17 protein-coding genes are annotated in these 12,083 nt (G+C 63.5%); 12 read left to right on the top strand and 5 right to left on the bottom strand.

The window, feature by feature from the left end; genetic code table 11:
* The first annotated feature begins 1 nt into the window (after position 1).
* From E3T48_RS17215 to E3T48_RS06465, 5 genes are all read left to right on the top strand, one after another.
* The gene (locus E3T48_RS17215; RefSeq protein ID WP_241986694.1) at positions 2-349 is read left to right on the top strand and encodes a tyrosine-type recombinase/integrase; all 348 of its coding nucleotides are present in this window, start codon (positions 2-4) and stop codon (positions 347-349) included.
* A 105-nt stretch (positions 350-454) separates the two neighbouring features.
* Entirely contained in the window at positions 455-661 is a 207-nt protein-coding gene (locus E3T48_RS17210) for a hypothetical protein (protein ID WP_241986693.1), read from the top strand.
* A 15-nt stretch (positions 662-676) separates the two neighbouring features.
* Positions 677-1,174 (top strand): tyrosine-type recombinase/integrase, encoded by a 498-nt coding sequence (locus E3T48_RS17205; protein ID WP_241986692.1) that lies wholly within the window; start codon positions 677-679, stop codon positions 1,172-1,174.
* A gap of 934 nt (positions 1,175-2,108) precedes the next feature.
* Positions 2,109-2,570 carry a DUF1643 domain-containing protein gene (locus E3T48_RS06470; RefSeq protein ID WP_134523021.1) on the top strand — a complete coding sequence of 154 codons (462 nt, stop codon included), beginning with the start codon at positions 2,109-2,111 and terminating at the stop codon, positions 2,568-2,570.
* 325 nt (positions 2,571-2,895) lie between these two features.
* Complete coding sequence (locus tag E3T48_RS06465) at positions 2,896-3,447, top strand: OsmC family protein (protein WP_134523019.1); 552 nt, start codon at positions 2,896-2,898, stop codon at positions 3,445-3,447.
* Between the two features lie 95 nt (positions 3,448-3,542).
* Here E3T48_RS06465 and E3T48_RS06460 read toward each other — a convergent pair whose 3' ends face one another.
* Positions 3,543-4,364 carry a nuclease-related domain-containing protein gene (locus E3T48_RS06460; protein ID WP_241986691.1) on the bottom strand — a complete coding sequence of 274 codons (822 nt, stop codon included), beginning with the start codon at positions 4,362-4,364 and terminating at the stop codon, positions 3,543-3,545.
* Between the two features lie 325 nt (positions 4,365-4,689).
* Here E3T48_RS06460 and E3T48_RS06455 point away from each other — a divergent pair, with 325 nt between their 5' ends.
* On the top strand, positions 4,690-5,676 hold the full coding sequence (locus tag E3T48_RS06455; RefSeq protein WP_134523017.1) for a hypothetical protein: 987 nt from the start codon (positions 4,690-4,692) through the stop codon (positions 5,674-5,676).
* Positions 5,673-6,452 carry a hypothetical protein gene (locus tag E3T48_RS06450; protein ID WP_134523016.1) on the top strand — a complete coding sequence of 260 codons (780 nt, stop codon included), beginning with the start codon at positions 5,673-5,675 and terminating at the stop codon, positions 6,450-6,452. Before E3T48_RS06455 ends, E3T48_RS06450 begins: the two co-directional genes overlap by 4 nt.
* 37 nt (positions 6,453-6,489) lie before the next feature.
* Here E3T48_RS06450 and E3T48_RS06445 read toward each other — a convergent pair whose 3' ends face one another.
* Positions 6,490-6,765: a hypothetical protein gene (locus E3T48_RS06445; protein WP_134523014.1), complete on the bottom strand. Its 276-nt coding sequence runs from the start codon at positions 6,763-6,765 to the stop codon at positions 6,490-6,492.
* A gap of 356 nt (positions 6,766-7,121) precedes the next feature.
* Here E3T48_RS06445 and E3T48_RS06440 point away from each other — a divergent pair, with 356 nt between their 5' ends.
* Both E3T48_RS06440 and E3T48_RS06435 read left to right on the top strand, forming a co-directional pair.
* The gene (locus E3T48_RS06440) at positions 7,122-7,370 is read left to right on the top strand and encodes a hypothetical protein (RefSeq protein WP_134523012.1); all 249 of its coding nucleotides are present in this window, start codon (positions 7,122-7,124) and stop codon (positions 7,368-7,370) included.
* A gap of 25 nt (positions 7,371-7,395) precedes the next feature.
* On the top strand, positions 7,396-7,806 hold the full coding sequence (locus E3T48_RS06435) for a DUF1016 N-terminal domain-containing protein (protein WP_134523010.1): 411 nt from the start codon (positions 7,396-7,398) through the stop codon (positions 7,804-7,806).
* Between the two features lie 95 nt (positions 7,807-7,901).
* On the opposite strand, the gene E3T48_RS06430 is transcribed toward E3T48_RS06435, so the two are convergent.
* Together E3T48_RS06430 and E3T48_RS06425 are read right to left on the bottom strand one after the other, a co-directional pair.
* Positions 7,902-9,143: a type II toxin-antitoxin system HipA family toxin gene (locus E3T48_RS06430; RefSeq protein ID WP_134523008.1), complete on the bottom strand. Its 1,242-nt coding sequence runs from the start codon at positions 9,141-9,143 to the stop codon at positions 7,902-7,904.
* Positions 9,130-9,423: a helix-turn-helix transcriptional regulator gene (locus E3T48_RS06425; protein ID WP_166789657.1), complete on the bottom strand. Its 294-nt coding sequence runs from the start codon at positions 9,421-9,423 to the stop codon at positions 9,130-9,132. Before E3T48_RS06425 ends, E3T48_RS06430 begins: the two co-directional genes overlap by 14 nt.
* 100 nt (positions 9,424-9,523) lie before the next feature.
* Here E3T48_RS06425 and E3T48_RS17510 point away from each other — a divergent pair, with 100 nt between their 5' ends.
* From E3T48_RS17510 to E3T48_RS06410, 3 genes are all read left to right on the top strand, one after another.
* Complete coding sequence (locus tag E3T48_RS17510) at positions 9,524-9,859, top strand: MBL fold metallo-hydrolase (RefSeq protein WP_338145226.1); 336 nt, start codon at positions 9,524-9,526, stop codon at positions 9,857-9,859.
* 231 nt (positions 9,860-10,090) lie between these two features.
* Positions 10,091-10,807, top strand: a complete 717-nt coding sequence (locus E3T48_RS06415) for a hypothetical protein (RefSeq protein WP_134523004.1) — start codon at positions 10,091-10,093, stop codon at positions 10,805-10,807.
* Between the two features lie 51 nt (positions 10,808-10,858).
* Positions 10,859-11,521, top strand: coding sequence for a haloacid dehalogenase type II (locus E3T48_RS06410; protein ID WP_241986690.1), 663 nt, complete (start codon positions 10,859-10,861; stop codon positions 11,519-11,521).
* 121 nt (positions 11,522-11,642) lie between these two features.
* On the opposite strand, the gene E3T48_RS06405 is transcribed toward E3T48_RS06410, so the two are convergent.
* On the bottom strand, positions 11,643-12,008 hold the full coding sequence (locus E3T48_RS06405; RefSeq protein WP_166789656.1) for an ArsR/SmtB family transcription factor: 366 nt from the start codon (positions 12,006-12,008) through the stop codon (positions 11,643-11,645).
* Between the last annotated feature and the right edge of the window lie 75 nt (positions 12,009-12,083).

Here is a 12,083-nt window from a genome sequence, read left to right as displayed (position 1 = left end):
GTTGACGATCAGCACCTTCGGCGACATCACCATCCGGGTGACGCCATCCGGCCGATTCGAGGCTCGAACCCGCTACCGCGACTGGGATGGTCAGACACGCCAGGTACAGGCCACCGGAGACATCGCTCGGGCTGTCGAGCGATCGCTGAAGAGCAAGCTCACGACGAGATACCTGCAGCAGCCCACGAACACGTCGCTAACGCCGGACAGCTCGTTCGGAGACTTGGCGACGTACTGGCTCGAGGACATCGACCTGGAAAATCGAATCTCGCGGACGACCCGGAATCTGTACGAGCGCAACATGCGCACGCTCGTGCTTCCGGTGTTCCGCAGTCTCACGCTGCGATAGATTGGCGTCGCTCGTTGCGATCATTTCATCAAGCAGCTCGCGAAGCTCTCCCACAGCCGGGCCAAGCAAGGTCGTGTCGTTCTGCGGCTAGCGCTTGAGTTGGCAGTGCGGCATGAGATTCTCCCGAGCAATCCGATGGACCACGTGTCGCGCCTGTACCGCGAGCCGCATCTCCCCGATGCGCTCACGGCCCCGGAGGTGAACGTGATCCGCGCGGCGATCGCCCGGTGGGAGAGCGCCGTCAATCACATCTCCGGCCCCAAGCCCGACGGCCAGCTCAGTGCGATCATCGAGGTGATGCTCGGCACCTGAGCTCGGATCGGCGAGGTGCTGGCCATCCGGCGCCGGGACGTCGACATCACTAGCGCCGTACCGTCCATCCGCCTGGCCGGCACGATCGTCAGCCGGAACGGCGAGCAGATCTTCCGGCGGGACCACCCCAAGACCGCCAAGTCGCGCCGCGTTGTGGCACTGCCCACGTTCACCGCCGACGCGGTCCGCCGACGGCTCGCAAGTGCCGGGAGTATGGACCTGGACTCACTGCTGTTCCAGTCCCGGGACGGTACCCCTCTGACCACCGCGAACGTGCGTCGTCAATTGCGTCACGTGCTCGGGGGAGCGGGAATCGACGGTGTGACGCCGCACATGTTCCGCCGTACGGTCGCGACTGCGGTCAACGCGAACGCCAACATCGAACTCGCCGCAGAATTGCTCGGCCACACGGACACGAAGATCACGGTGCAGCACTACATCCAACGGAGCGAGCCGGTGAATCCTGCGACCGCTGCGCTTCTCGACCGGGCGTTCGCAAGAGACGAGGACTGAGCGAACCCTGGCGGGCGTCGAGTCCATCCGCTTTGTCCCTTCCGATGCGGGGCGCAAGGAGATCGAGGCAGGCGCTCACCGCCCGACGACACTCGGATCCTTGATGCGTGCCGTGCCCGAGGCAGTAGAGGAACGCTGCGTGGGACACTCACGCGGTGAAATGGATGGCCATGGAAGTGAGGCCCGGCCGGGGGCACGTCGGTTGCCAAAGGGGTGCAAGATGTGGCCGGCCGCACCTATGTTAGGAGTGGGGGAGTAAACAATGAAAAACATCGCTTCTTTTGCAACCATGATCTTGGCCGTAGCCACGGCGTTGACGTTAACCGGATGCGCTGACGCTGTGGGCGGAGCGCCCATTGGCACCCACTCGGAGCCTCGGTCAACGTCGGTTATGCCGACTACAACGGTGCCCACGTCGGCCCCGCCGGCACCGGTGTCCCTGGAGCGACTGCACCAGGAATACATTGCATTAGGATTGCCTTGTGAATGGTCTGTCACAGACAACGTCATGCTCGGAACAATCGCATCCGGACGTTGCACAGACACGGAGAATGGCATCAGTACTTTTGCCGCTCAGGCAGACGTCGACGCTCTACTTAAACTCAACAGCAAGAGTATCGAGCCTGGTCTCTTCCTCGTCGGGGCCATGTGGGTTGTCGGTAGCGAACATCCTGAGGACCTCATCAAAGCCCAAGCGACAATGGGCGGAGACTTGTGGCCAACGGACTCAGCCTTCTTCGCGGGCAAGTAGCGTAGAACTTCCAGCAGCCCCGCGGACGCAGGGCAGCCAGCCGGAGCACCAACTTGCGCACGCGCCCTGCAAAATGGGCATCTGATGCGGAACGGCTTACGAGCACCGGGCTTCGTGCAGGATCGGCTCAGCGCCTGACCCGATGTCGCCACATGACAATATGATCTGGCCGGAGGAGGACCGATGCTTGAATCCATTTCCGCCACCGCAGACATTCGTGGCGAGTATCGCTACGCGCTGACCCGCGTGTGGGACCCGGCGCTGCCGATGATTACGTTCGTGCTGCTCAACCCGAGCACCGCCGACGCGGTGCGACTCGATCCGACACTGCGGCGGTGCGTCGGTTTCGCGAAGCGCGAGGGGTACGGCGGCATGTTGATCCTCAACCTGTACGCGTTCCGCACCAAGGACCCGAAAGTGATGATGGCCGCGACCGACCCTGTGGGACCGGATAACGATCGCGTGCTTGCCGACGTCACCGGCACCGTCGTCGCGGGGTGGGGCACGAACGCCGACCCGGCCCGCGTGACCCGGGCGCTGGCGCTGCTGCCGCGACTTCACGCGTTGGGCGTCACAAAGGATGGGCACCCCCGGCATCCGCTTTACGTGCCTGCCGATGCGCCGCTGATCGAGTGGATGCCGTAACTGCATGAAGCAGGTGTCTCGCCCTTTGTGCCCTGAGCTTGTGATCCGGCAAAGACGAAGGCCCGTTCTCCGCGCGAGTCGAGAACGGGCCCAGGTCGCTGGGTTGTGAGCACTGCGCCGCAATGGGGTGCTGACCGTTCGAAAGTGGGAGGCCGAGCGCACCCCGGAAATGGCGCCGCCCGTGGAAGCGCTGCACCGCGTGCCGGGGCCCGCCGAACTGTTCCTCACCTGCGAGGGGTGTGCAAGAAGGCGCAGCGTTACACCGTGAGTCCCGCTGTGACGCGGTGCTCGTCGCGAGCCGCGGCATCCGCAGTACTGTCGGCGCATGACTCTCCTCGACGCATCCCCCGTAACCTCCGCCACCGCCGACGAGCGCGCCACGCGGCTCATCGAGGCCGGAACCGCCTGGGGGGAACGAATCGCCGCCGATGTGGCCAACGGACAGCTGACCTACCGCGTACGCGGCACGGGCGAGGGCTCGGTTGCGTCGACAATCACCGCAGGCAAGCACAGCTTCCGGGTGGATGAGCCCGCCGCGCTCGCCGGAGACGACATCGCCGCCAGCCCCGTGGAGTTCGCACTCGGAGCACTCATCTCCTGCCAAATCGTCGTCTACCGCCTCTACGCGCAAGCCCTCGGCATCCGGGTGGACGAGATCGACGTGAAGGCCGAGGGCGACCTCGACGCCCGCCGCCTGTTCGGTATCGAGGAGTCTGTTCGCGCCGGCTTCACCGCGGTGCGCCTCGACGTCACCATCACCGGCCCGGAGACAGACGCCCGCTACCAGGAGCTGCGGGTGGCGGTCGACGCCCACTGCCCCGTGCTCGACCTCTTCGCAAACGCGACGCCGGTGATCGTGAGCGTCGCCAAGGCCTAGAACTCACCTGGCGTTTCTGACCCGCTTTTCATTTGGCCTTAGAAGTGGCGAAGGCATGTCTTCGAACTGCAAACGCGTTGGCGTACGACGAACGCTTAGGCGGTCGGGAACGATGACGCGAGCGTGCGATGAATGTGTTGCGCGGTCTGATCATTCACTGGCCCGGGCTTTAGTAGGTTCTCGACCGCCTTCTTGGGCCATGAGACGTGAACGCCATCAATCATGAAGGCGCCACCGATCAGTGGCCAGTCGGCTTCCACGAAGCAGAGCACCCCGCGCACGGGAATCCCCCCGAGGTCTGCGTCTTCGAGTGCAGATCTGACGAGGTCGACTTGCTTGCGCGCGCCGTCGACCAGCTTTGTACAGTCGCGCGATCCGACCATCAGTTTCTTCGTGCGGGGACGGAGTAGGCCTCCTTCGACTCGCAAACTGGGACGACCTTGATATTTCTTGGCGTCAATGACGAAGACTCCCGTGGGGCAGACAGCGATGTGGTCGATATTGGCTCTCGTGCGGGGGATACGGCGGTCGTGGAGAACGTGAATGCCACGCCCACTGAGCCTGAGTTTGTCGAGGCGCTGGCCCAGAATTTCCTCTCCTCGTGCCCCGGTGGCCCACGCCCGAGTGCTCTGCGGATCATCGCTCACCGCGAGTATGAGCTTCCCCAGGTAGGGGTGGTCGTCACGAATCCTTGTCTCGCGCCTAACCTTGCGTCGTTCGTATTCTCGTTTGGCCGAGGCACCGGCGGTGCCCGTGAAGACCTCGAATGACTCTGGTTGTGGTTCCGGACCTAGGACCATGGAGGCCTCCGGAGGCAGGGCGTCCATTGAACTGGCGATCTCCGGAGCGGCGGGGGGCGGCTCTGGAGGGCACTCCAGGCAGGCCACGGTCTTCGTCTCCCGCTCGTACACCGCCATCGTCCCAGCCGGGATTTCAAACGCGCACAGTCGGCATCGCCCCGCATACCGAAGCCGCATCCTCTTTGGCGGCAATGCCGCGTCACCGCTCACGTTAGACACATTAGGGCCGCACGCGCGCGGCCTTGCTCGGGGACAGCCCGAAGGTGCGGCGATCGTTGACCATGTCTGTGACACGGATGCGATCATCCACTGCCCACCGCTCGAGGTAAAACCTTGGCACCAGGTGATGCCATTAGGTTCCTGACCAGCGGCCGTCCGGAACGAATCCGCACGCGTCATAACTAAAGGTAGAAATTGCTGCATTAAGTTATAGAATTGGGGCATGGCACCACACTTGACAGCGGACGCTGGCATCGACCTGCTCACGTCATCCGGCCTGAATGTGGCCATCGACAGTGCGAGCGACCTCGTCGTCGACGACGTCCCCGTCGAGTTGAAGGTGTACGCCCGCAACCCCTCACCGTCCGACGTGATGAGGATGCTCTATCGGGCTCGCCAGCGCGGGGTGCGGAATGAGAGCACGAACAGACGACTGCTGATCGTGATGCCGAGCGTGCCGACGTCGATTCGTAAGCTCGCCGAGGACACGCCAGACCTCGCTGTCGCCGGCGTCAACGACAGCATTCTGATCTGGGGCAGGAAGACGCGTTTCATCGACCTCGTCGACGACATCGAGGACGTGGGCCGGCCGAGGGGTCGACCATCGTGGGGGCGTCATGCGCTGATGCGGGCGCTTCTGTTTTCCGATGAGCGGCGCACGCAGGTGGAGCTTGCGGCGCAGATAGGCACGTCACAAGCGGCGGTCTCCAAGGCTCTCAAAGACTGGACGGGCACCGTCGAGAAGGTCAACGGCCGTTGGCGCGCCGTCGAGCCGGAGAAGCTCTGGGACCGCTTCCTGGAGACCTACCCGGGCCCCGGTGGCATCACCGAGTCCTGGTACAGCCTCGACCCGATCATCAAGCAGGCAGAGGACGCCCAGGCCACCGCTCCGGACGTGCTGCTCTCGGGGGATGCGGCCGCCGACGCGATCGCGCCATGGCGGGTCCCCAAGAAGGCTCTCGTCTATGCGAAGAAGGGGCTGCGGCTGGCCCGCGCCAAGTTCGCCGAGGCCGAGCGAGATGAAGCCAGCCTCGAAGTCGTCATCCCCGCCGATCCGACGATTTGGGCGACTGCCGCCGCCTGGTCCGAGCATCCACGCACCGTGGATCCAGTGTTGGCCGCGTGGGACGTCCGGCGAACCGGTGGCCCGGACGCGGGCGAAGCGATCGAACGGCTGATCATTCGAGCACTCCAGAGGACCCTGGGTTGACAACGACCCAGGTAGCTGCGGAGACCGTGTCCACCTCCGACGCTGACGACGCGGCATTCCAAGCGCTAGAAGACCTGGCCGCGATAGCCGGCGAGCTCGACGACATCCTCGTCGTCGGCGGGCAGATGGCGTCCCTCCTCCTGACCGCCTTCCCGGCGACCGGGTCGCTCGCCCGGCGCACCGGTGACGCGGATGCCGCGATGACGACCGCCATCGCGGCATCCGGGACCGTGCATGACAAACTCATCGCGGCGGGGTACGAGGCGGTGAGTGGCAACCACTACGAGCGAGGAGCAGGTGGAGAGGTCGCGGTGGACCTGCTCGTGCCAGCCACTGGCAGTACCTTCGGACGAGTCGAGCACGGCGGCCGCGCGTTCGACGCCGTACCGGGCCTTCGGCTCGCGCTCAGCGGTCACCGGATCCTCGTCGACGTCCGCGTGACCTTCCGCGACGGATCGACACGGCAATTCACCGTTCCAGTTCCGTGTGTGGAGACTGCGATCATCCTGAAGGCGTACGCGACACGTTCACGTCTGGAAGCGAAAGACATCACCGACCTATACAACCTCTTCCTCATCGTCAACCAGCACGACGCGAACACCATCGGCGGATGGACGCTCAGCGAAGCGACCCTGTCTGGTTCCCGCTCTGACGCCGCTCGCATCCTCCACAGGCTCACAGAGGCCACCCGGGGAAGTAACGAGATTCGCGGCGCGGGCGTGCCCGGGACGACTCTCGTTGCGCTTATCCGCCGGCACGTCACGGATCCTCGATGAAGGGTGGGGGAGGTTCGACTCGAAGCTACAGCCGCGCTCATTCCGCGCATGCCAGGGCGTAGGAACGAGATCCCAAGAACTCCGCCCACTCCTGCTGGGTGAGTACTCGTCCGGCGATCTCGCACGCGCGTTCCTCCCACACCGCAGGCTCGGCGGCGACGACCTGCCAACGCCCGTCGGACTGTTCGAGCGCGACGGTGCGTTCATCGAGCTCGGTGGGTGCATGGTCCCGTAGGTGCAGGTCGGTGCGAAAGGCCGCCGACCAGTCCCCGAAGTCCGACGTCATGATCGCGCCGTCTGCTCCGGCGGTCACGAGCTCGCCGGTCGGTCGGAACTCGACCGCGGTGACCGCTCCGTAATGATCCCGGAGCGTCTCCGCGATCTCGCCGGTCGTGGGTGCTCGCCACTACGACGTCGTTGCCGGCGGCGATGGCGAGCTGAGGGCCGTCTGGGCTGAAATCGGCCACCGTTGGAAAGGACGACAGCGAGACGGTGATGGGTGCTGCTTGCCCGGAGGAGTCAACGATGCGCACCGCGCGCGAGCCATCGCGGACGGCGATCCGGCGGCCATCCGGACTGACGGTGAGAATCCCGGTGCCGGGGATCCGATGGAGCTCCTCGCCAGATGCCGTGTCAAGTACGACGGTCGGTCCGAACCCGCTGGCGTAGATGCGCGAGCCGTCCGGTGACAACTTCACCGCACTGTATTGCCAGGCCAGGCCAGGCCAGGCCAGGCCAGGCCGGACCGGGCAAGGCCTGACCGGGCGTGGAGGTGGGATCGGAACTGATCACTCCGAGATCCACGACTACCTGATCGACGGTTTCCGCCTGAGCTACATCGGCGATGGTTGTATCGAGCTGGATCCGAGCATCCGTTTGGTCAGTGCCCTGACACTTGGCACATTGAACCCAGCGTGAATCACACAAACGAAAGGCTGATTGCATGATCGAGGATGATCCTGCTGAGTTCCCGAAGGTCCCCGCACGATCGACGATGCCCGACTGGTATCCCAGCCTGTTGGCCTCGGTCACGCACGAGGTGTCGCGTGGCCAGAGGCGCGCAATCTCTGGTGCGAACCGCGAAGTTGTCGAGGCCTACTGGAACATCGGGAATCAGTTGGTCGCGCGTGAAAAGCTGGCCGGCTGGGGCGCGAAGGTCGTCACCCGGCTCGCTGCGGACCTGCGCGAAAAGTATCCGACTCTGCGCGGGTTCTCGCCCCGCAACCTGCGCTATATGAAGCGTTTCGCGGAGGTATGGCCCGAAATGTTGCAACAGCCCGTTGCAACATTGCCGTGGGGCCACAACATCATTCTCATCGAAAAGCTCCGAAGCAACGATGAGCAGCGGAATTGACGCGCCATTGTCGATGCCGCTTTGTCTCGGAAACGTGCTCGGACGCGCAAACCGGGACAAAGTCACTAAAGCAGCAGATCGTCGAGTTGGGCCATTCAGTCACGGTAGAAGATGGACTGGTTAAGGATCGCACCGCCTTTGAGGCGCAGCCGGTCCGCCACGTCGAGCTCTACGAGGTCCGCTGCGTGCTCCCATCCGTCTTCTACGACAGAGACGAGATGGTCGATGATGTCCCGGGCCTCGACGCCGGTCAGATGGTAGACATCCGCAGAGTTCTCACAAACCTGCAGCCGAGACCGTCGGTCGCCCGTCCGGCCGATGGCTAGCGCCTGTTCGACTTCGCCCACCGATCGCGGCTGCGGACAGATGTCGTATGCCGGCGTGAGCGCGAGCATGGAACCGTCCCAAAACGCAGCGTGATTGCGGGCGTGGTCGTCGATATTGCCCACGATGACGTTGAAAACGATCCGGCCGAATAGTTCACGCAGCGTTGCGTTCGGGTTCGTGAAGCGCGCGCGGATCAGGTCGGCGAGCTCCGGATATGTCGCGTAGCGACCGTTCATGGGTGCGAGCCCCAGCATCGTCAGAGCTGAGACCATCATTTTCCGCGTCCCGCCCTCGCCGCGATCGAATCGCTCGACGAGCAGTACATCGCGATTGCCGACCCTCACCACGGCGGCAGGTGCGACGTCCAAACCTGCTTTCAACGCCAGGTGCATGGCGATGCCTTCGGCTTTGACCACGGGATAGGTGTCGGTCGTGCTCGAAAACTTGGCGATGAGTTTCCGTGGACCATCTTCGATCAATGCTTTCGGTCGGGCGCCGCCAATGGAGGTGCCGCGCATCATGGCCGCTTCCAGCACGGGGGAGAGCGTCTCGCCTGCTTGGATTCGGTCGGCTGCAGCTAGCAGGTCGGTCAACGTCGCTTGGTGCTCAAATTGCCGCGGAACGTAGGTTGTTGCCGACTCCTGGAAGTCGAGTGCACCGATCCTGTCGGAGCCCGATTCGAGCAGGTAGTTGAGCAGATCGAGATCGTCCGTGTCGCTGTCAGCGTCCAGTCTGCCGAAGTGCTTCGCGAGGATCACACGCCGACCCCAATAGTCCGGTGCAGCGTCCAATATGCAGCCCGGTGCTTCACAGGTCGGATCGGGTCTTTGTGTGAGGGGGACCAATGGTAGCTCCGGCAGGTAGAGCGCTACCTTATCGGTCCGGGCAAGATAGGAGTCGCCATAACGAAACGAGTGAGTCGTCCCATCCTTCCGCAGTCGACCTGCGACTACCGGCTCGGTGGCGTTAGGAAGCCACGCCCACACAAAGGCGAAGTCAGAAGTTGCCATCGTCGTCGTCCTCACGGGAGTTGCCGACGCGCGTCGGAAGAAGCGCTAGGCGGTTTTCTATGATCTCTCGTCCGACGGGATCCATCGCTCCCACGAGCGGAATCCCTACCAACGCCGCGATCTCGAAAACCGTGCCGATGGCCGCGCCGGTCGATCCCTTCTCAATCGCGAGCAGAGTGCTGACCGAGACGCCTGCTCGTTCCGCAAGATCGCTCTGCGTCCAATTCAGCATCCGGCGCCCCGCGGTGATTTGGCGTCCGAGTACGCGGATGGCTTCCACAGTCCAGGGAGAATGAGAATGCGCGGAACGAGCCATGTCTAACCTCCGAATTCTGGTTATATTACGGCTAGGAAGTGTTTAGTAATAGAATAATACAACTATCGCCGAGACGGGGCAGATTCCGTGGGACGGCCCGGGGATCCGACTCATCGAGCATCAGGCGCATGCCCCGGGGCATGCGGCGCTGGTAATCGAGGAACGCAACGTCCTCGTCGCCGGCGACATGCTTTCTGATGTTCTGATTCCGATGCTCGACCTGAACGGCACCGCCGACCAGGCGCAGGCACGGATCGACCAAGATCGGGCATACCTGCACGCCTTGCGTGACGGCCAGGATCCCAGCGACCCGCGGATTGGTCCGTCGGTCAAGCCCGGCTGGGAATGGGTGAGCGACCTGCACACAGAGCAACTTGAACGCCTCGCCCAGCGAACCTAGCGCGAACGGACGCCCGACTATCGAGCGGGGCGCGACACGACGCCAAGATGGAGGGCGTTGAATTGGCCGCGCCCTCTTCATAGCGGAGAGGGCGGCGGCTGCGCCGACGATGAGCGTTTTGACGAGCGCGGTGATGTGGAGCGGCGGGCCAGTGTCATGCGGGGATGATAGCTTCGAGTGCTCCGGCACCGGAGCGTTACATCCCGCAGAACATCGTCGAGAGGCTCAAACATGAGCGAGCAACCGAGCTTCCGAGTCCGACGTCTTGGCAAAGGGCATCGGACAGCGTTTGTCACGTTGTTCACTGAACATCCGCAGGCCGAAATCGATGACACGCCTGAGATCTATTTCGATGACACCATCGAACTCCAGATTGAGTCCATGGCTCTCGCCCTGGTCGCCGAAACCGATGACGGCCGGCTTGTCGGCGCTGTCGTCACCGAACCCGACAGCTACGTTGACGAGAATCAGCTCGACGAAGACTCCACCGACGAAGACATTGACGATGCCATAGTCAGCGACCACGGCACCGCCGTCTTCGAACTGCTGATCACCGGCGGGTCCGCGGAGGTGTGCCGGGCGCTTCTCAATACTCTCGCGCCGGCCCTCACCACCCGCGGTTTCGCTCAGGTGCACGCCAGCATCCCCCCGGAACTCGCCGAGGTGTTCCGCGGTCAGGGCTGGGTTGTCCTGCCAGAGAACACGGGCATCGCGTGGATGGGCATGGACCAGTCGGACGAGCAGGTGCGCGACTATGAAGCGATCCCGAGCGGCTCTCTGTCCGCGTACCTCATCATCGACCCCAACGTGTACATGTCGTGGCCGTATGACGCCCCGGACGACCCCGAAGATGACGAGTGGCGGCAAGAAAACATCGCCAGGGGCATGGACGAGTTCGCAGCCCGGGTTGCGGCAGAAGCATCCTCAGATGGCCTCTCGGGGAACTGAACTCCGACGAATCCCCAGGCGAAGGAACTTGTCGTGTCTGAAAATTTGGCAGTGATCGTCTTCGACGTCAATGAAACCCTCTCCGACATGTCTCCCATGGCCGATCGGTTCGTTGATGTCGGGGCGCCTGGGCTACTGGCCAGAGCCTGGTTCGCGGGGTTGCTTCGGGACGGCTTCGCCCTCACCGCGACCGGAACCAGCGAGAAATTCGCGATGATCGCCACTGAATCACTTCACGAAAACCTCGCTGGGCTCCCCTTGAACCGCAGCGTGGAAGATGCCGTCGATCACATCATGCACGGATTCGCCGGCCTCGCCCTTCACCCGGATGTCGCCGGCGCGGTCCGCACTCTCTCAGCTTCCGGGTTCCGGCTGGTGACGCTCAGCAATGGATCCAGCCATGTGGCGGAGGCACTGTTTCTCGCCGCTGGCATTCGGGAGGAATTTGACATGCTCCTCTCCGTCGAGGATGCGGCCGGCTGGAAACCGCTACGAGCAGCGTACGAATACGCCGCGGACGCGTGCGGTGTGGCACCGGGTCGGATGCTGCTGACCGCCGTGCATCCTTGGGATATCCACGGTGCCGCTCGCGCCGGACTGCGCACAGCGTGGATCAACCGCGCGGACGCCACCTACCCGGGATATTTCACCGCCCCGGACATCACCGTCTCCACCCTGGAGGAACTCGCGTCCATTCTGAGTAGCGACGTCTGACACCGAGTACGAGACGGCTGAGCGGTTCGGAGATTAAGGAAACGCTATTCACGATGCTCTCGGTGACGCGGGTGGGCGTCGCCGGGAAGACTTTCTGCGGGGGAGTGCTCGTGTGGTGCGCTCATGCGCTGGCCTCTTTGCGGGTGTGGTGATGGCGTGGCGTGCCCCCGAGGGAGTGCTCCGCCTGGAATATCGCATCCGACACGAGTTGACTCGCGTGCTCGTTTTCCAAGCGGTAGTACACGCGGGTTCCTTCATGGCGCGTGGTTACCATGCGCGCCAGACGCAGCTTGGCCAAATGTTGAGAGACGGCCGCCGGCGACTTGTCGACGGCTTCTGCCAGTTGATTCACGGACAGCTCACCGCCGCGCAAGGCAAGAATGATCCGCACCCTGGTGGCATCGGCCAGCATGCCGAAGACCTCAACGGCCAGCTCGACGAATTGGCTGTCCGGCTCCCGGCCACAACCTTGAGTATCTGCATCCATACGCAGATTATTGCACATTCGGTTTGACGGGCTCTTTCGCGAACCGGGAATTCCGATAGGCATGCTGCTGAACGG

It is taken from the genome of Cryobacterium fucosi (genome assembly GCF_004403515.1).
In the GTDB taxonomy this organism is placed as follows: Bacteria; Actinomycetota; Actinomycetes; order Actinomycetales; family Microbacteriaceae; genus Cryobacterium; species Cryobacterium fucosi.
Note: the sequence above shows the minus strand (reverse complement) of the source record. Positions and strands in the feature narration are given on the sequence as shown.